This window comes from Verrucomicrobiia bacterium (assembly GCA_035946615.1).
GTDB lineage: Bacteria > Verrucomicrobiota > Verrucomicrobiia > Limisphaerales > UBA8199 > DASYZB01.
Genome location: DASYZB010000013.1, coordinates 1 through 18,269 on the forward strand (window position 1 = coordinate 1; position 18,269 = coordinate 18,269).

The following is an 18,269-nucleotide window of genomic DNA, read 5'->3' on the forward strand; positions in this document are numbered from 1 at the left end:
TTGTTGCGCGTGGGCGGGGTCGCCCCCCGAATCGCCGACAAGGGCCCGGAGTTGAGTTGGAGCGCGTCACAGACATCGTTTAACCCGATGCTGTGAGTCACCTGCGCGTAGCACAGAGTAACGACGTGGCTCCACTCATCAGAGGTGCGCGCCTGCTCATCGACTCCGGTTTCCCGGGCTAACTTGGGCACCAGGTGGTTCGGAATATAGTTGCAAAGCTGGCGGACAATGGTGAATTTTGACGCGGTTGGAATTTTTTGTTTTTCATTTGCCTGCCGTGTGGCAGGTTTTACCAAAATTTCCAACCATTTTTTTCAACTTCCTGTGGGATGGCAGTGGATTCATTTATACAAATCCTCCTATTATATTTCCTCATAGGAAGTTATGCTGCCCTATTTTCGATCTGGACTCACAGACGAAACCCCGCGTCAGTTGAGACCACTCGCGAAAACTTGCTTGCGAAATCGTAAAACCGTTCAGCAAGTCCATACAGCCGAAATGCGTGTGATTCTGACGTCCCTCCATAACATGCTTAACCCAGTGGTCTATATCCACACCCGAGGCGCGGCTACTGCCCGGCCGCTTCGGCTTTTAAGTAGATTGTGTGATGCTTGACATGCTTTGCATTCTTTTATTATGAGTCAGACAACGGACCGCCGCTGGCACACCGCTTTTGTCCTGTGGCTTATCGTGATATGTTCGTACTGTTACTGCCACACGAGGTCCGGTGATAATGCAATGGTGCTCTCTCGGACGGACCTGCTTCATGCACTTGTTTCTCAAAACACATTTGTGATCGATCGCTACCAGTCGAATACCCCGGATAAGACTTTGATTCACCGCCATTATTATTCTGACAAGGCGCCGGGAATCGTACTGCTCGCTTTCCCGGGTTGGTGGAGGACGGCGGCTGGTTTTTCGATACGGAGTTGCTGGTCGTTGCGGAGAAATGCGGTTACCGTATTTGCGATGTGCCCGTGCGCTGGATTGACGATCCGGATACCAGGGTGAAAGTATTGCCGACCGCTTGGGCCGATATCAGAGGATTGGCGCGTCTCCGTCGCAAGTTGCGGGGCGGCGCCTATGGGGTTTTGACACAAGGGTCCTTGGGCATCCGCGCGCAAAGGAGCCCATGAAGACCAAAGCGTTCACCTTAATCGAACTGTTGGTGGTCATTGCTGTGATCGCCATTTTGGCGGCGCTGTTGTTGCCAGCCCTGAACAAGGCGAAGGCCAAGGCCACGGGGGTGGGTTGTTTGAACAACCTGAAACAACTCCAGACCTGCTGGCAATTGTATGTGGACGATCACAACGGCTTTGTCCCGCCGAATAAATCCCTTCTGACCAACGGCGTCTGGAGGAGCGCACCGGATTCCTGGATTGGTTTCAGCAGCGCGCCCTACGATGACACCACGCTCCCGATTCAAAACGGATTGCTCTTCAAGTATGATTACAACCGGTCGCTGGCGACGTATCATTGTCCAGCGGACAAATCCACCGTTCGGCGCCTCAACGGGCAGGATTCGGGACTCTTGCGGACGCGTAGTTATTCCATGAGCGGCTGTCTGGGCGGGCGGACCAATGAGGTGCAGAGCACGGTGCTGCGGAGCGGCGACATCCCGCAGCCGTCGCAACTCTTTGTGTTCATCGATGAGAACGAGGACAGCATCGATGACGCGCATTTCCTGACCTGGCCGGCGCCAGATGATCGCTGGGTGAACTTGCCGGCCGATCGCCATGGCCAGGCGGGAGTGTTGTCATTCGCTGACGGCCACGCCGAATCCTGGAAATGGAGGTGGCCAAAGCAGTTCAAGAAAAAGGAGAGCTATTGGAAGCGAGCCGAGAGCCCTGCGGACTTGATAGACCTGCGCCGGCTGCAGAGCGCAATCTTGCCGGTGTCCAATTTTGTGGCCCAACCGTGAAGCTGGCTAATACTTTTCGGGGAGAAGTGTCCCCTGGAGGCGGCCGAGCGGTCTATTCCCAGTCCGAAGTTGAAGTTCCTGGACCAGGTGAGCGAAGTGATGCGATTTTAGATTTAAACGCGACTCGCTTCGGACGGAGGGACGCATCAGTTGATGGCGAAACTGCTCTACGGCAGGCAAGGTTTAATCAGCGATGCCCAGAGCGCGTAACACTTCGCATTGGGATGCAGCCCATCGGGCTTGAACAAGTCCGGGCGCGGATTGCCATCCGGGCCCAGCATGGGGGAAAAGACATCGATGAACGCGAGTCCTTTCCCTTTCATGGCCGCAATCTCCCGGTTCGCGGCGATGATGTTCTCTTTCAAACGCCAGCGTGACAGACTCGGTTTGATGGAAATGAAGGCGATGCGGGTCATGGGCAGGCGGGCGCGAATGGCACGCACAAAGGTCTTGTAATCGGCCACTACCTGGTCCGGTGTCTTGCCTGCAGCGAGGTCATTGTCCCCTGCATAGAGCACAATCATCCTCGGGTGGTAAGGGAAGATGATCCGCTCCGCGAAGGCGGTCGAATCCGGTATTTCAGACCCTCCGAACCCGCGGTTGATCACTGGTTTGCCAGGGAAATCCTGCGCCATGGTTTTCCAAAGCCGCAACGAAGAACTGCCTATGAACAGAATCGCGTGCTGCGGCGGAGGATTACTCCTGTCTTGGGCTTCGAGCGCCCGGATTTCCGGTTCCCAGCGGGAGAGTCTTGCATCCGAAGCGGGGTTCTGGGCTGACAGGACGGCCAGCCCGGCCGCCAAGGCCAGCAGTATCAAAAAAGAGCTGTTTTGGAAAACAGTTTTGGCATGCATCAATCGTGCGGCTATGGGCCTTCGAAAGCAAGATTCAACAAATTGTAGCGTAGCGCAGGCGTCCTCGCCGGGGGGTTAAACGGGCGTCTCGCCCGTTGTTTCGTTCGATGTTCGATGTTCGGCGTTGAACGGCGACTCGTTAAAGCATACCTCTACTCTGCCCACACTCGATAAAACTTTGTCGCGTTTCCCGCTGCCACTGTGTCGGTGTAGGTGAAAGTGCCCGTGCCGGTGGGGGCGCCTGTGCTGAGGTTGGTCCAATGGACCAAGTCAGGCGAGCTTTGCAGGACATTATTGAATCCTGCCGGGCCGCTAAAAACAAACTGGACTGTGCCCGGGACCGGGCCGCGGCCAAAGGACCAAATCATGGCGCGCAGCCCAAATACGGCGAGCGAATCCACGGCGCCCACATAAACTTTGCCCTGGGCAATCGTCGGCACGACGAACTTTACGAAGCTGATTCGATCCGGCGCGCCGGCCTGCAAAGCGGCATAACTATCATAGATTTTGTTGGCCAGATTGCCGGCGTCATAAGCGTGCAGGGCGGCTACTCCAAGGGCGGGCGTGGGCGTTAATTCCCATGCTATTCCGTTGGCGGTTCCGTTGGCTGAAATGCTGGGAGTAGCGCCGCGGAACGTAACGGTATCGCCCGCTTGCGAAACCGGCGAAGTTCCCAGTAACCCGTTTGCGAAAGCAAAGGCCTTGAGCGGCTGGCCCACGGCTTGGAAAAAGATTTGGTTATTGAAGCAGGCTGGGATGCCAAAGACGGTCGAGCCGAGCAGGACTGTTTGGATAATCTGGGTGTCCCCCGCTGGGTTGAAGTGGCCCATGTTGTCCCTATCGAGCAGATAAATCTTTCCTTCTTTTCCGCAACCAATCACCAGGTGCGGGTGGGCCGGGCTGCCAACTGAATCCGGCAAAACCACTGCTCCGCCAGAGCCGAGGTCCTCGTCTGCAGCGGCCAAGCTTGCCTGATTATAGGGCGTGAAATAATCGGTCAGTGTGATCCCTGTTCCCTGGGAAAGCTTCAAGAAACTATCGCCAAAATCCTGTGGATTGGCCGAGGTATCGAACGTGCCGTTGCCAGTGATGCAGTAAATCGTTCCGTCAGGGGCCGCTGCAGGGCCCGCGCCGGACATCCAGATGCCGCCTTCGCTGCCATTGGGACTATCATTGAAGACCCCGACCTGCTGCAGGCTTTGAGCATCATAGCCTAGAATCCAGCCGTGGTACGGATTGAAATCACAGTACGAAGCCCAGGCGATATAGACTACCCCACCGCTCTCCAGCAACGCCGAGCGTTGCAACTCGCGCGCAGGGTTGAAGCTGACCATCCCACCGCTGGCGCCATCGCCAGTGCCCGGGACTGTTGCTGTGATGAGGATCGGGCTCCCGGGCTTCTCAGCCCCTGTCGTAATGTCCAGGGCGTGCAATCGTTGCCTTTGAACCAAAGAAAGGTTGCCAGGGGGAGCGGTGGGCTCTTTTGTGCGTGCCACGACGTAAAGCGTGCCACTGGCGCTGTCGATTACGGGCGTGCCCACAATCCCGATTTCGCCCGAGAATGTCCCGCAATCACCGTAGGGATAACTCGCGTCGGCGGGTGAGACGGTCGTAATCCCTGCAACGGGATCAATAAAACTGGTGCGCCACACCGGCGGCGCGTTCGAACCGGCATTCGAATCCGCATCAAATGCATACACGCTGTCATGCTGGGTCGCGACAAAGACAACATTGTGTGTTCCCTTGCCAGGAATACTCACACTCGGAACATAAAGTGGCTGGGCATAGACCTGGCCATCGACAGGTTGCGAGAATACCCGGCCAAAGCCGTACATATTGACATTCGTCGTGTTGAGCAGGGTCTCTGCCGCATTGAGGCCGGTTCTGGCATTATCGTTGTGGCTGGTCAATACGCTGACTTGGGCGGGTGCGCTGAACAAGCTGAGTAGAACCATCAAAACAAGGCCAACAATGAATGGGCGCATATGATGCCCAGTCTGCGCAAGCGCCAGGACTGGGTTAGGGACAAAGTCGAGTCAGGCGGTAAGTTTGTCAAATCAGGAAGAAGAAATGATAATGAAAGGGATAGCGGGCAGGGTGCCAACCGGATTGCGTTTGCGGTTCTGCTTCGCGGCGGCGGGGATGAGACGGGCATTTTTCGGTATGATGTTAATAATCAGGTTCCCTTTAGCGCCTGGTTTGGTTTTGGCACTGTCGCTGACGAAAGCGATTTCGACGCCATTGGCGGCAGGCGAGACTTCCTGGATAGCGAGGCCCTCGGGCGCGCCGACCAGTTCCAGATCAAAGCGGCTGGCAAATGCGGGGGAGGGCGCGCCGATGTGAACCCGCGCCATGCCCCCGGAGGGAATTCGCACCGGGGTCGCGCTGAGGATTCTCAACGCGTCACTGGCAAAGGGACGGGGATTGGCCGCCACGCAAACTGCCAGTTCCTGTGCCGGCACCAGGTGCCAATAGGCGAAGGCCTGCATCCGTTCGTCGGCCGGCACGGCCTCATGGACGATGCTCCGGCCCGCGACGGCGGATTGGCCTTCCAATACGAGATTCGTGATTCCTGTGCGGGATTGGGGCGTGGCTTTCAAGGTGAACTGGGCCTTGTCCTGATTCTCCGGGACCCTGGCGCCAGCGAGTGAGAATCCCTGTGGGGCGTCCTGAAGGTGCAGCTCGATTGCATTAGTGAAGCCATCCTTTCGCAAAGCATATACGGTGACCGGCACACTCATACCCGCCCGAACCGTGAGACTGGACGGCGTCACGCGCAAGGCGAAGTCGGGTCGCGGCTCGGAGACGCGCAACCGATAAGCGAACGCCGGACCGCCTTGATCCTGTACGTCGCTGAGGCGCAGGAAGTAATTACCCTCCGCCGGCAAGGTGGCTTTGATATAGGAATCCGCGTGGTGGGTTTCCAGGCCAAAGCTTTTATCTTCAAAATCGTCGTTAAAGGCGAGCCGCTTGCCCGCTGCATCCGTCAATTCGAGAGCAGAATCCAAAGGCGAATTTAGCCGACGCGCCAGGACCTCGGCCACAATTTGCTGCCCGGCGCGGCCCTCGAATTTGAACAGGGCGGTTTGGCCGGGCCGGCTGATACGGCCATCAATGACCACCGGCAATGTCATGGGCTGGGCCGTTTCGGAAGAATTCTCCTGACTTAAGCACTCCGGCAAATCATCTAAAACAAACGGAACGCGCTTGAGGAAATCCCCGGCAATCAAGATAAAGCCCGGCGGATTGGCGCTGTTATCCATGGTCAGCGATTGGGTCGGGAGATTCCAGCCGCTCAAGGAAACTGTGTTCGTTTCCCCTGCCCTGCCACCCAGAGGGAAAATGTCCGTCACGAAGGGCAGTTCGCCAATGCTCAGGCGATAAACAAAATCCTCGCGTCCGCGAAAGATCGAGTCGTGGATTTCGACGGTGTATTCGCCATCGGACGGGACTTCAAAATGCAAAACCGGATCAGGTTTGAAGCGGAACCGTTCCGCGCTCGCAACTTCCTTTCCAGTCGAATCGTAAAGGGTGAGTGTGGCCTCGAACCATCCCGGAACGGCGTCGGCCAGGTAAGGGATCAACGCGCGCGCCGCAGCCGAGAAGATCAGGTGCTGGCCGCGCCGGGCGCTAAACCGATAACGGTCCACCTCTCCCGGCATGATTTGGCCGTTTACAGTCACGGGCAGCGAAATAGCCCCTTCATATTTGGGTGTGCCCTTGACGGGTGTTTTGCCGAACCGTTCGAGAAAGCGGTCCAGGTCAGGATTGGCCGCCTTGGAAGCGGGTTTGGTCGTCTCCGGCAATGTGCCCACGAAAAACCAAAGGGGGTTGGAGACAGCATTCGGAGCGGCCAACCGGATTTCGTGTTCGCCAAGGGCGGCATTGGTTTCGATGACGAATTGGAGCGTCACCGTGTCGATCATCGCCGGGTTGGCTGCGCGATTGGGCGGGTTTTTGAGAATTTTTTCGCGGATTTGCTCGCGTTCCTTCGCGTCGGCCGCAGTCCAGGCGTTAGTTCCGGAATCATCGCGGCGCGCACTCTGCCATTTGCGTTGCAATGTCTGCAGGCGCTCGCGCAGGTCATTGAATTCCTTTTGGTTCATGGGCCGGTTAAACTCAAGAAAGGTCGCGCGAATCCCCGTATCGCTGATAACCGCGTTTGAAATTGCCGCAAGGAATTGCCCCCCGACCACGACTTGAAATGTTGTGCCTACCCGTCCCCCCGCAGGATAAACGTAAGCCAAGTGGGGCGCCTGCTGCGCGACCAACGCACCCGCCGATATCACGAGCCAAGCCGCCAACACTCCCAAGACCTTCGGGGCGCGACCAGAGTTCTTGGGCGCAGTCCTTTGGAGTGCGGCGGCAAGCGAAGCGCGACGCCGCTTTGGAGATGGCCCCTTATCGCAAAATATAGAAAACGCCATCGTCCCTGCGCTTTGCCGGCGCACTCCACAAGAGGCGAATCGACCACCGCTTTTGTTTATACACAGCAGATTCATACCGCCATGATTTCTTTCAACAAGCCGGCGGTCTTAATGCCTTCATCCGGAGAAGGCAGGACATAGGTGGGCAGTCCCTCCGGATTGGGCAGTTTCACAGCGGGATCAATTCCCATCAACGAGTAGATGCTGGCAATGAGGTCAACCGGATAAACCGGGCGTTCCTTCACCTCCTCGCCGCGGGCATCGGAGGCGCCGACAACCTGGCCACCCTTGAACCCACCGCCCGCCATGACCGTGCAGAAGACTTTGCCCCAATGATTGCGCCCGCCGTTCCAGGGAGCTTCCCATTGGATTTTGGGTGTGCGCCCAAACTCGCCGCCCCACCAGATAATGGTGCTGTCGAGCAGGCCGCGCTCGCTGAGGTCCTGAAGCAACGTGGCCATCCCTTTGTCTAAATCCGGCAACTGCCGGCGCATGGCCTGAAAGTTCTCTTTGTGGGTGTCCCAACCGGGATAATTAATCGTCACGTAGGGAATCCCTCGTTCGACAAGGCGCCGGGCCACCAGGCAGGATTGCCCGAATTTGCTCTTGCCATAGCGTTCCCGCAGTTCCTGCTTTTCCTGGGCTAAATCAAACACCTTCGCCCCGTCACCGAGAATCATATCGTAGGCCATGTGCTCGGCCTGCGTCGCGGCGAGGATTTGCGGGTCGTTCGGCAACGTCTTGGCTAACGTGTCCAGGTCATGCATCAGTTCGCGCCGGTCCTTTTGGCGTTGCTCGGTAATGCCTGGAGCAACCACTCCTTCCACGGCAAAGGGTGTTTGCGCCGGATTGCCCCCGGTGGCAAACGGTTTATAGCGCGACCCCAGGAAACCGGCTTCGGAAAAGCGGCCTTGCGGTTCCGTCAATACGACGTAAGGGGGAATCAATCCCTTATACCCGCCGTCGTAACCCCTGAACAACGAAGTCACCGCGCCGACGCATGGAAATACCAGCCGGCCCCCTGGCTGGCGCCCGGTCTGCACGATATAAGAGGCGGTCTCATGGCCATTATTGCCGTGGGTCATGCTGCGGATGATCGAATATTTGTCCGCTTGCTTTGCCAGCAAAGGCATCAACTCGCAAATGCGGATACCGGCCACATTCGTTTCAATCGGCTTATTGAGCGGGCCGCAGTAATCATTGCCGGCTTCCGGTTTCGGATCGAAGGTGTCCAGATGCGGCGGGCCGCCCCACATCCAGATTTGGATGACGGCTTTGGCTCGGGCCGCTGCCGGCACACCATAGGCCCGAAAAGACAAATCCTTCGCCAGAACCAAGCCACTTGCGGCCAGCAGCGCGCGGCGGATGGCCTCGCGCCGGCTAAGGCCTCGCCCTTTTTTTTCAAGATCAAAACAAGTTTTCATGGCTTGAATGGATTTAGGTTTAATGCCGGTAAATGAATTCCGAACTGTTCATCAGCGCCCAGGCCAGGTCCACGATGGCCTGGCGCCTGCCGCCACGTTGCTTTTGAAAATAAGCCTGCGCGCCTTTTATTTCCTCACCTGTGGGGAAGCGCGAAAGGATGCCGAGATACATCCCCGTGGCGACCTCCGGCGCAGGATGATCCGAAGCGGTTTGGAATTGAACCATGCGGCTTTGCTCGATTTTGCGCTGAAGCACGCTGGAATTGAACAGCCACAACTTCTGCGCGGCGCTCAGCCGGCTGTTGCGCTCGGATTCCTGCCCGGTGTCGCGCGCCGGGCGCCCGAACATTTCCAAGAACGAACTGCTGATGCTGCCGTCGGGCAGCGCAATCGAGCGAAGGTTATCTGGAACAAAGGTGTACGGCTCGGGGATGGCGCTCGAATAACTTTCGGACGAGCCGGTGAGCTGATCGATAGCGTCGATCAACACCTCCGCATCGAGCCGCCGCAGCGGGTAGAATGCGAAATGAGCTGCGCCGTCCGGGTTCGTCGTATTCGGGAGCGAGGAAAGCTGGTAAGTCCTTGAGTTCAGAATCAGGCGCAGGAGATGTTTAAAATCGTACCCGGAGGAAACAAAGTCGCGTTCCAAAAAGGCCAGCAACGCCGGATTGCTGGGTGGGTTGTCCGGGCGAATGTCGTCGGGCTCCTGGATGATGCCCCGACCCATCAACCAGGACCAGGCCCGGTTGACCAGGTTGCGAACCAGCCGGGGGTTATTCGCGTTCAGCAGCCACTGTGCAAAAACCTGGCGCGGATCGTGCTCCGGCGCGAGTGTAACAGTTGTGCCATCCGGCAAAATCGCTGGGCGCGGCGAACCGTTCACCGAGCCGGAGTTGGTTGCCCGGGGGTTGAAAAAGACAATTTCCTCTTTCCATTCGCCCGTGGATTTGTAGCCGACATTGGCGAAAAACACCGAGAGATTGGCCAGCCGATTGGATGGCCAGTTCTCCGCCCGCTCACCCATAAAGGTCAGGGCGACAGTCTGCGCTATCCCCAGAGGCGTTCGATTCTGCATGGCCCGGTAAAAATTTACCGGCGGCACTTCGAAATTGCTGCCGCTGGAAGTCAGCAACTCGCGCACAAACCGGTCATACGGGACGTTGTTGCGGATGCAATCCCGAATCCAGCGATGATACGACTGCGCCGCATTAGGCCACAGGTTGATGGGAAACTCGGCCTTAATGCGGAGCAGGTCGCTCCATTTCATGGCCCAAAAATCCGCAAAAGCATCGCGCTCGAACAATCGTTCAATGAGCCGCTCGCGTTTGTCCGGGGTCCGATCCAGGATAAAATCTCTGGCCTCAGCGCCCGTGGGCAAGGTGCCGGTAACGTCCAGATAAACCCGCCTCACAAATACCGGATCGGAGCAGGGCTTCGCCGGCTCGATGTTCAACTGCTGCAACTTCGAGAATACCAGGCCGTCTATCTTATTCGCAGGACCAGGCCACGTATCGCTTTGAAAGGGTGTGGACACGGCCGCGTGGCCTGGAGCTGCAGCCAAACACACGGCCAGCAGAGCGCTGCGAAATAGCCAAAATTTGCGGAGGTGCGCCCTTCGGAAAACCGACGTCAGGGTTCGAGCCAAAAAGCAGCGCGGGCGCATCAATCAGACCAGACGGGGCAGCGTGAAGAGAGGATTCAAAAAAAGCAGTACAATTCTTGGCATTCTTATGACAAATTCTGATTGGTCAAAGATCAAAGAAGCAGAACTGCTTGTAACCTGGACCCTCCGCTCCAGCGTCATGTGAAGTGATGTTAACTGTTGCTCCCGCACTTGATTCGCAAACTAAGCCCTCAAGATCTTTTCAAGGACCTGAGATGTTCAAACCGGCCTCTGAATGGAGGAAGACGTTTGGACGCGAGATATCGGCGACGATCACACCTCTGCCGGGAGAAGGCCTTCGGGCATTATTTCGTCGTCTTTCAGACCTGCTGAACGGGGCGTCCATTCTCAATATGTTTGTGTTCGGCCCCGCCGGTATGAGCGAAGCGGGAGCAAAGGCGATGAGGCTGGTTTTGGGCGAGATTTGCTGGCCGGTCACATGGGTTGAAGGTGGCGCTTGCGACGTGAATTCGATTGCAGGGATTCAAGTGTTCGCCGTCCATGCCGGTGAGGTGCAGGGCATCCGGTTGAACGGACGTTGCCTGGGTTCGGTCTTTGAGGATGGCGACGTGCGGCATTGCCTCCTGGGCGGCCTATTCTCAGCGGAACCGTTGCGCTCTCGAGGGGACCAAACGAAGCAATGCCTTGAGGAAATGGATGCAGCGCTGGCGCAAGCGGGTTTCTCAATTGCCGACACGGTGAGAACCTGGTTTTTTCTGGAAGACATTCTTGCCTGGTACGGAGAATTCAACCGGGCCCGTACCCAAACCTATTCCGGGATCAGATTCCGTTCACAATCCCTTCCCGCGAGCACAGGCGTTGGGGGGCGCAATCCGGCAGGGGCAGCACTCACTTTGGCGGCGTGGGCGATGCAACCAAGGCATCCCTCGGCTCGCGCGAAAGAGGTGGCTTCTCCTTTGCAGTGTCCCGCACCGGCTTATGGCAGTTCCTTCAGCCGCGCTGTCGAGTATGGGTCAACCGCAGGCCGTCGTTTGCTGATCTCGGGCACGGCGAGCATTGCGCCCGAAGGAGCGAGCCTGTGGAAAGAAGAGATCGCTCACCAGGTGGAAGAGACCATGCGAGTCGTAGAAGGCATCGTCCGGTCACAAGGCGGGGCATTGTCCGACCTCACCCGTGCGACCGCTTATTTCAAGCGGCGTGCCGATGCCAAGGTTTTCCTGGAATGGTGTGCTGCTCACGGCCTGCTCTCCTTGCCGGTCGTGCTGGCCAACTGCGATATTTGCCGGGACGAACTGCTATTCGAACTCGAAGCGGAGGCGGACCTGCGGTATCCCATGCCGCTCAAGCCCCACGCTCTTTGACCGACTCCCTCCGGGCGCCCGCTTTAAAAGACACGCGCTCGCCCGCTTTGGCCAGGACGCCGCCATCAATGGTGATAGCGGCGCTGGCAGGGCCTTCGACCTGAACGAACGCTGTGGCCGACGCCAGCAAGCGTTCCGCGGTGAGCAGCACATCCTGGGTCTCGATAAACCGCAGCGCGGACTCCGCTTGCTGCGTTCCTTGAACGCTCAACCCGTTCAGCGCTGCATCCTGGACATGATCGAACACAATCGCTGGGCGCGCCTCGGGACCCGCCACTTCGAAGCGGACATTGTTGAGTGTCAGACCTCGAACAAGGCGTAAGCGGGCAAGACACCCGCCTGGTAGTACTCGCCGACTATCTTCGGAACGTCACGCACAGCGGCTTCCTCGGGTGTGCCGCCGCCCGGAAATGTAACTCGCACATCATATAATCGCGAATTGTTTTTCGCAACAAGTCGAACTCGCGAGTTTGTTACAACCCCAGCCGCTTAAACCGGTTCTTCACTTCCTTGAAATGAAAGTCGAGCGAACAAAGCTTCTCCAGCTCGCCTTTCTTGAAGTGCCCTGCCACTTCGGGGTCGCTTTTAAGCTGTTCGACAAAATCGGCGTCGTCGCGACCGGCGTGTTTGGTTTCCCAGGTCTTCATGGCGTTGCGCTGGACCAGTTCATAGGCCTGTTCGCGAGTGAGGCCCTTGCGGATTAAGGCAAGCAAAACGGTTTGTGAGTTCCACATCCCTAGTGAAAGCTTAAGGTTCCGCTTCATGTTCTCGGGGTAAATGACGAGCCCCTCGACCAGCCGGGTAAGGGTCACCAGCATATAGTCGAGCAGCGTGCAGGAATCGGGAAAAATGATCCGCTCGACTGAGCTGTGGCTGATGTCGCGTTCGTGCCACAGCGCCACATTTTCCAGCGCGGCGATGGCGTTGCCGCGCAAAACGCGGGCCAGGCCGGTGAGCCGCTCGCCAGTGATGGGGTTGCGCTTGTGCGGCATGGCGCTCGAGCCTTTCTGGCCTTTGGCAAAGAATTCTTCGGCTTCAAGCACTTCGGTGCGCTGCAGATGCCGGAACTCGGTCGCCCACCGCTCGATGCTGGCGCCCACCAAGGCGAGCGCCGACATAAACTCCGCGTGCACGTCGCGTTGAATCACCTGCGTTGCGATGGGCGCCGGGCTGAGTCCCAGCTTTTGGCACACCTCTTTTTCTATCTCAGGCGAGAGATGCGCGTGGGTGCCGACAGCTCCCGAGAGTTTGCCGACAGCGGCTGTCTCGCGCGCCCGTTCGAGCCGCTGCGCCGCGCGGCCAAATTCGTCATACATCAGTGCCATTTTCAGGCCGAAGGTGGTGGGCTCGGCGTGAATGCCATGGCTCCGGCCAATCATGGGTGTGAATTGGTGTTGGCGGGCCTTGGCGGCGATGGCCTTTCGCAACGTCCGCACATCCTCGAGGAGGATGTCCGCCGATTGCACCATCTGAACAGCGAATGCTGTATCGAGGATGTCGCTGCTGGTCAGGCCAAAATGGAGCCAGCGACTGGCTGGCTCGCCAATATTTTCAGCGACATTGGTGGTGAAGGCGATGACATCATGGTTCAGAACCCGCTCCAGCTCTTTGCAGCGTTCGAGGCTGAAGGCGGCCCGCGCTTTCATTTGGTTGAGGTCCTTTTTGGGAACCAGGCCCTCGTCGCAAAGGGCCTCGCTGGCAAGCAGCTCGATTTGCAGCCAGATTTCAAGCTTGCGTTGTTCGCTCCAAATCTCCCGCATCGCGGGACGTGAGTAGCGTTGAATCATGGCCTACGTTAGCCAGAGAGAGGGATTTGAACAGAAAAAATGCGAAACATGGCAGAAAGATAAGAAAGATAGGGGCAGAAAAATAGATGCGAGCACAGAACGCGCCGTAAACAAACTTATTTTTTGGGCGGTTGACCCCATGTCACTACCCAAAGTAATGGCGTAGCGTACATCTCGAAAGGTTGTTATGCCGGACCAGGCAGTTTTTCTGTTGGTAGAGGATAGTGAAGATGATGTGCTGCTTATCCGCCGCGCGTTCATTCAAGCGAGAGTTCTAAACCCTCTGGCCATTGTCAAAACCGGGGAACAGGCCATTGCCTACCTAAGCGGGTATGGCCGCTATGCCGATCGAGGCGGCTATCCGGTGCCCTCCGTGGTGTTGCTGGATTTGAAGATGCCAGGCATGGACGGATTCCAGGTCCTGGAGTGGATTCGACGGCAAGAGACCTTCAAAGATTTGCGGGTTATCATTCTGACCTCTTCGGATTTAATGCGCGATGTGACCAAGGCTTACGAACTTGGCGCCGATTCGTTCTTGATCAAGCCCTTGGATTTCGAGCGGTTCGTCGAGTTCAGCCAGGCGCTCAGTGGCTTTTGGTTGTGGTCGGATCAAGTCCCCATGGGAATGAAAGAGCCCCTGGAAAAGGCCGAACCGGAAGAGCGCCGAGACCCCAATTTAAGCCCTGGCCGCCCTCGCTTTTAAATCTTTCTTGGCAACATCCACGTTTTTTGGATGAATGTTTTGGGGTCCGTACCGACGGAGAGGGCTTGCAGCTTCTCGAACGCCCCCTCCGTCCTCAGAAGATCCTCAACGACCAGCGGGGCGGGCGCGCTAGCTATGCCAGGAAGCACGAAACCCGCCCTTCTGCTCGTTTTTTGCCCGCTGCTGAATCCGGAACCACCCTAACCAAAAACAACCACTGAGTGCTTCGAGCACGGGCGAGAGGATGTGCCGCTTGGAAGTTACCCGAGCGGTTTAATTAACTCAGTGGCTATAGGGGTATTGATAATTGTACGGGTGCTCATTCCATTCGCCATGCCCGTAGCTTTGATTATATCCCTCGTAGACGCCGCCGCCGCCGTAATAACCATGATGTTCGTGCTCTTCCTCGCAACCCACCGCTGTGAACAGGAGTACCGCGAGGCCCATTAGAAAGATAATCGTTTTCATAATTTAGATTCTCTGCTCAAAACCTGGCACCTGCCCGATAGTCGGGCCATGGGGTTTTACCCGGCTGATTTTGAAAACGAGAGGCAATCAGATACTCTTGGAATTAGCGGTAGTTCGAAGGGTTGTTCGGTTTGCCACTTGAACCAGTTTGGCTTTCTGTTCAGACGAAAGCTTGTTTTTATGCTACAACGCTCTAATGATTGCGGCAGGATGCTGACACCTGTTGGTCGCTCAGACGGCAGTTTGGGCGTCTTCATTCTGGCCGCCGGACGCTCGACGCGCATGGGGCGGCCAAAGCTTTTGTTGCCTTGGGGCGCCAACTCCGTTCTCGGCTGGTTAATTGAGCTTTGGACGGCCCTGGGTGCGAGGCAAGTCGCAGTGGTCTGCGCAAGGGATAATTCGGCTGTCCAAACCGAGTTGCAACGCCTCCGATTTCCGGTTTGCAATCTGATTCTCAACCCCGCTGCGGAGCGAGGCATGTTCAGCTCGATTCAATGCGCGGCGAGTTGGCAGGGATGGAACAAGGGGCTGACCCATTGGGCAGTGGTCCTGGGAGACCAGCCGCACCTGAGGCGCGAAACGTTGGAGACAGTCCTGGCTTTCGCCTTCGCTCACCCGGAACAAGTTTGCCAACCTGCGAGGCACGGGCGCCCCCGGCATCCAGTGCTCCTTCCCAAACCAGTTTTTGCCCGGCTGGGGGAGTCCACGGCGTCCGATTTGAAGCAGTTCTTGGCCTGCTTCTCCTCTGCCCTTTGCGAAATCGATGACCCCGGCCTGGACCTGGATATGGATAGACCCGAGGATTATCAACGGGCGGTGAAGATGTTCACCACTCCAGGACGATTGTAGGGCAGATTGGCAGCCGGCCACATTCCGCGCCGTAAATGGTCAAACCGCCTTGGGCCAGGGCATCAGCGGGGACAGAACAACGCAGGCGCAGGGAATCATCCGTGATGTTGTTTGCGATTTCAGCGAGTAATTTTCCTTCGGCCAATGCATACGCAGGATAGCCGTATGCGCCTCGTCCACCACGGAGATAGCTCAAAACGCCTCGGGCATCGTGGGGATGGTTGCGAACCACAGCGCCATAAATGCGCACCTCGTTGAGGAACATGTGCAGTGTCGTCGGGAAAACGTCATCATCGGTCTGCGGCGAATCGGAGCGGTGGGAGGAGGCCTCGCAAACCACGCGCAAGCGGCGCGCTTTGCGGATGTCTGACCCGCCGAGCGGCAGGACCCATTCGAAGAAGCCGTGCCCAAAACCGTAGCAGCAATCCTCGGCACGTTCGCGTTCACGTTCGCCCCCGCCACCGCTCCATTCGGCGCGAGCCCAGTTCGCAGGCAGGCCACGCAGGAATAGAGCCCGCGCGGCCTCCTCGCGTTCAAGCGGATAGCCGGAGCTGACAAAATAATGCACAAAATTCTCCGCGACAGGCGCCCCTTGAGCGGTTCGGGCGCTAAGCCACAGTGTGCAGAGCATGGTGCTTTCGGGCATGCGCAGTTCGATCGTGTGCGCCGGGGCGACCTGCCGGTGCGGGAAGGCTATCGGAACACGGCCACAAGTGATGTTTTGATAAAAGCGGCCCCGGGTGTCGATGCCCCCCATGGTCCAATGCAAAGAGACCTCGCGGCATGGCCGCGTGGAGAAATGGGATGAGGCGACATCGAGCCGGACGGTTTGGCCGGGGGCCAATCGTTGCACTGGCGGAGAATCGACGGGCAGCGCATTGCTTTCGTTGATGATGCGCGGGTCGTAACCGAACTGCTTGGGAGTCCGGTCGTAATTCAGGAATCCATTGTACTCCCATTCCACATCGTGCAGCTCGGTATAGATGTAAGCGGAAATTTGTTGGTAACGCCGCAGCTCGTTGGTAAGGAATTTGAAACTCCAGCTTATGTCCCGGTCTCCATCGAGGGCGCCGATGCCGCCGTATTCGCTGTTGATCAACGGCTGGCCCTTGTGCAAAAACCCGGGCACGTAGTTGAAGCTCGAGCCGATAAATGTGGACGTGACCACTTTCGCGATATGGGCTTTGGCTTTTGCGTAATCGCCGATGTAAAAATGCCAGGAATTGATATCAGTATCGCAGTGCAGGTAGTACTCGAGGTGATCCCAATGACACACGCTCATATCCTCCACCAGGCGCGTCGGGTCCAGCTCTTTAGCCCGCTCCCACGTCTCCTGCACCCATTCCTGGGGCGCTGTCATGCCGGGCCGGGCGCCGGATGCCGGTTTCTTCTTATTGGGCGGAGCCGGAGACTGCTCGACAGGGCCCTTTTCAGGAGCAACCAACTGATCGACGAAACTGGTTTGGCCTCCAAATCCCCAGGTCTCATTGAACAAGCACCAGCAAAAGATCGATGGATGATTAAAGTCCCGTTCGATGGCCTCGCGCATCATGGTTTCAAAGCGCTTTCGGCCCAGGGGCGTGTCGCCTCCTTCGCCAAAATTCGGGAAATCCGCCATCAACAGGATGCCCAGCCTGTCCGCCCAATGGAGCAGGAGCGGGTCGTCGATTTTGATATGAACACGAAGGAAGTTGAACCCGAATTTCTTTGCGTACAGGATGTCGTTCTTAATGGTCTCAACCGACGAGGCCGTATAGACCCCATCGGGAAAATAGGATTGGTACAAGGCGCCGCGCAGGTACCGAGGGACCCCGTTGAGGCGCAAAGAGGCCGGCGCGCCAGTTTCCCGGGCGGGCTCAAAATCCACTTTGCGCATTCCAAAATACGTGCGCACCGTATCGAGCACCTGGTCTCCCTCGCGCAACCGCAGGACGACCGGGTAGAGCCGTGGCGAATTGGGGTCCCACAGTTCCAGGGATGCCAGTTTGATGGTTTGTTCAGCGAGCCCATTGCGCAAAGCTACCGTCTCGATTTGGGCGGGCGCCTTGGAATCACTGTCGGGATTTGCGATGCTAACCTCAACACGACATTCCCCTCCCGCGTGGGCGCATTGGATGCAAAAACGGACCGAGCCGGAATCAACGTCGGTGAAGATGCGGAACGCGCGGATGTGCCTGGGGGCGCGCGGCTCGATATAGACGGTTTGCCAGATGCCGCTGGTGGTGGTGTACCAGTGCCATTGCTTGCCCACCGGCTGTTCGGCGTTGTTCATTGGGTCCTCAACCCGCAGCACCAGATGCGCGGTGCAGGGATTTGAATCGCCCAGCGCCTCGGTCAGGTCGAATTCAAATGGCGTGTAGCCGCCCTCGTGATGCCCCAGGTGCTGGCCGTTACACCAACAATCGGTGAAAAAGTCCGCAGCCCCAATGTGCAGAATCGCCCGCTTGCCGCGCCAGGGTTCTTGGCCAGGAATATCGATCGCCCGCCGGTACCACCCAATCTCATAACGCGGCGCCGAGCGATGGTTCTCTCGGGTCACCTCCAGAGGGTGGCGGAAAACGCGCGTGGAATAGAAATTATCATTGCCGGCCGCGTCCCCCTCGCCCCATGCGGCGAGTGACTCCCAGCAAAAAGGCACGATGATCTGTTCCCGCCACTCGGGGGCATCCGGCAGAAACCATTGCTCTTCCAGCCCGCGCCTGTCCGCGTCAAAGCGGAACTGCCAGGGGCCGTTGAGGTTTAGCCAGTCGTACCCCTCGACGGTACCCCGCTGGCGTTCAGGCCGGGGATATTCAAAACGCGGATAGAGGAATTGGTTCGGCATCGTGCCCCCATTACTCCACTACTTCCA

At 57.6% G+C, this 18,269-nt stretch carries 15 protein-coding genes and 1 pseudogene; 5 read left to right on the forward strand and 11 right to left on the reverse strand.

What is annotated here, in order from left to right:
- A partial coding sequence (locus tag VG146_02300; GenBank protein HEV2391175.1) for a DUF4372 domain-containing protein occupies nucleotides 1-191 on the reverse strand: 191 nt, incomplete at its 3' end.
- Between the two features lie 702 nt (nucleotides 192-893).
- Here VG146_02300 and VG146_02305 point away from each other — a divergent pair.
- Together VG146_02305 and VG146_02310 are read left to right on the forward strand one after the other, a co-directional pair.
- Nucleotides 894-1,082: pseudogene (locus tag VG146_02305) on the forward strand (glycosyltransferase family 2 protein).
- A 50-nt stretch (nucleotides 1,083-1,132) separates the two neighbouring features.
- On the forward strand, nucleotides 1,133-1,921 hold the full coding sequence (locus VG146_02310) for a prepilin-type N-terminal cleavage/methylation domain-containing protein (protein ID HEV2391176.1): 789 nt from the start codon (nucleotides 1,133-1,135) through the stop codon (nucleotides 1,919-1,921).
- 167 nt (nucleotides 1,922-2,088) lie between these two features.
- On the opposite strand, the gene VG146_02315 is transcribed toward VG146_02310, so the two are convergent.
- The 5 genes from VG146_02315 to VG146_02335 all read right to left on the reverse strand — a co-directional run bounded on the left by VG146_02315 (nucleotide 2,089) and on the right by VG146_02335 (nucleotide 10,160).
- Complete coding sequence (locus VG146_02315) at nucleotides 2,089-2,775, reverse strand: SGNH/GDSL hydrolase family protein (GenBank protein HEV2391177.1); 687 nt, start codon at nucleotides 2,773-2,775, stop codon at nucleotides 2,089-2,091.
- A gap of 152 nt (nucleotides 2,776-2,927) precedes the next feature.
- Nucleotides 2,928-4,760, reverse strand: a complete 1,833-nt coding sequence (locus VG146_02320) for a pyrrolo-quinoline quinone (GenBank protein ID HEV2391178.1) — start codon at nucleotides 4,758-4,760, stop codon at nucleotides 2,928-2,930.
- 72 nt (nucleotides 4,761-4,832) lie between these two features.
- Nucleotides 4,833-7,079 (reverse strand): hypothetical protein, encoded by a 2,247-nt coding sequence (locus tag VG146_02325; protein ID HEV2391179.1) that lies wholly within the window; start codon nucleotides 7,077-7,079, stop codon nucleotides 4,833-4,835.
- 194 nt (nucleotides 7,080-7,273) lie between these two features.
- Complete coding sequence (locus tag VG146_02330) at nucleotides 7,274-8,626, reverse strand: DUF1501 domain-containing protein (GenBank protein ID HEV2391180.1); 1,353 nt, start codon at nucleotides 8,624-8,626, stop codon at nucleotides 7,274-7,276.
- A 19-nt stretch (nucleotides 8,627-8,645) separates the two neighbouring features.
- Nucleotides 8,646-10,160 carry a DUF1553 domain-containing protein gene (locus tag VG146_02335; GenBank protein ID HEV2391181.1) on the reverse strand — a complete coding sequence of 505 codons (1,515 nt, stop codon included), beginning with the start codon at nucleotides 10,158-10,160 and terminating at the stop codon, nucleotides 8,646-8,648.
- Nucleotides 10,161-10,504: 344 nt separating this feature from the next.
- Between VG146_02335 and VG146_02340 the strand changes: the two genes are divergently transcribed.
- Nucleotides 10,505-11,611, forward strand: a complete 1,107-nt coding sequence (locus VG146_02340; GenBank protein ID HEV2391182.1) for a hypothetical protein — start codon at nucleotides 10,505-10,507, stop codon at nucleotides 11,609-11,611.
- Here the strand turns inward: VG146_02340 and VG146_02345 are convergent.
- From VG146_02345 to purB, 3 genes are read right to left on the reverse strand one after another with little or no spacing between them, the layout of a single operon-like run.
- Complete coding sequence (locus VG146_02345) at nucleotides 11,592-11,888, reverse strand: hypothetical protein (protein ID HEV2391183.1); 297 nt, start codon at nucleotides 11,886-11,888, stop codon at nucleotides 11,592-11,594. The two genes, VG146_02340 and VG146_02345, sit on opposite strands and share 20 nt — an antisense overlap.
- Before the next feature lie 23 nt (nucleotides 11,889-11,911).
- Entirely contained in the window at nucleotides 11,912-12,034 is a 123-nt protein-coding gene (locus VG146_02350) for a hypothetical protein (GenBank protein HEV2391184.1), read from the reverse strand.
- A gap of 50 nt (nucleotides 12,035-12,084) precedes the next feature.
- Nucleotides 12,085-13,398 (reverse strand): adenylosuccinate lyase, encoded by a 1,314-nt coding sequence (gene purB, locus VG146_02355; protein HEV2391185.1) that lies wholly within the window; start codon nucleotides 13,396-13,398, stop codon nucleotides 12,085-12,087.
- A gap of 187 nt (nucleotides 13,399-13,585) precedes the next feature.
- Between purB and VG146_02360 the strand changes: the two genes are divergently transcribed.
- Nucleotides 13,586-14,101, forward strand: coding sequence for a response regulator (locus VG146_02360; GenBank protein ID HEV2391186.1), 516 nt, complete (start codon nucleotides 13,586-13,588; stop codon nucleotides 14,099-14,101).
- A 282-nt stretch (nucleotides 14,102-14,383) separates the two neighbouring features.
- On the opposite strand, the gene VG146_02365 is transcribed toward VG146_02360, so the two are convergent.
- Nucleotides 14,384-14,569, reverse strand: coding sequence for a hypothetical protein (locus tag VG146_02365; GenBank protein ID HEV2391187.1), 186 nt, complete (start codon nucleotides 14,567-14,569; stop codon nucleotides 14,384-14,386).
- A gap of 210 nt (nucleotides 14,570-14,779) precedes the next feature.
- On the opposite strand from VG146_02365, the gene VG146_02370 reads away from it, so the two are divergent.
- Entirely contained in the window at nucleotides 14,780-15,418 is a 639-nt protein-coding gene (locus VG146_02370) for a nucleotidyltransferase family protein (protein HEV2391188.1), read from the forward strand.
- On the opposite strand, the gene VG146_02375 is transcribed toward VG146_02370, so the two are convergent.
- On the reverse strand, nucleotides 15,396-18,242 hold the full coding sequence (locus VG146_02375) for a glycoside hydrolase family 2 TIM barrel-domain containing protein (protein HEV2391189.1): 2,847 nt from the start codon (nucleotides 18,240-18,242) through the stop codon (nucleotides 15,396-15,398). The genes VG146_02370 and VG146_02375 overlap by 23 nt on opposite strands.
- Between the last annotated feature and the right edge of the window lie 27 nt (nucleotides 18,243-18,269).

What these genes read in the sequence shown, in the direction of transcription:
- VG146_02310 (HEV2391176.1), top strand. Translation starts at nt 1,133, where the DNA reads ATGAAGACCAAAGCGTTCACCTTAATCGAACTGTTGGTGGTCATTGCT.
- VG146_02315 (HEV2391177.1), bottom strand. Translation starts at nt 2,775, where the DNA reads ATGCATGCCAAAACTGTTTTCCAAAACAGCTCTTTTTTGATACTGCTG.
- VG146_02320 (HEV2391178.1), bottom strand. Translation starts at nt 4,760, where the DNA reads ATGCGCCCATTCATTGTTGGCCTTGTTTTGATGGTTCTACTCAGCTTG.
- VG146_02330 (HEV2391180.1), bottom strand. Translation starts at nt 8,626, where the DNA reads ATGAAAACTTGTTTTGATCTTGAAAAAAAAGGGCGAGGCCTTAGCCGG.
- VG146_02340 (HEV2391182.1), top strand. Translation starts at nt 10,505, where the DNA reads ATGTTCAAACCGGCCTCTGAATGGAGGAAGACGTTTGGACGCGAGATA.
- purB (HEV2391185.1), bottom strand. Translation starts at nt 13,398, where the DNA reads ATGATTCAACGCTACTCACGTCCCGCGATGCGGGAGATTTGGAGCGAA.
- VG146_02360 (HEV2391186.1), top strand. Translation starts at nt 13,586, where the DNA reads ATGCCGGACCAGGCAGTTTTTCTGTTGGTAGAGGATAGTGAAGATGAT.
- VG146_02365 (HEV2391187.1), bottom strand. Translation starts at nt 14,569, where the DNA reads ATGAAAACGATTATCTTTCTAATGGGCCTCGCGGTACTCCTGTTCACA.
- VG146_02370 (HEV2391188.1), top strand. Translation starts at nt 14,780, where the DNA reads ATGCTGACACCTGTTGGTCGCTCAGACGGCAGTTTGGGCGTCTTCATT.
- VG146_02375 (HEV2391189.1), bottom strand. Translation starts at nt 18,242, where the DNA reads ATGCCGAACCAATTCCTCTATCCGCGTTTTGAATATCCCCGGCCTGAA.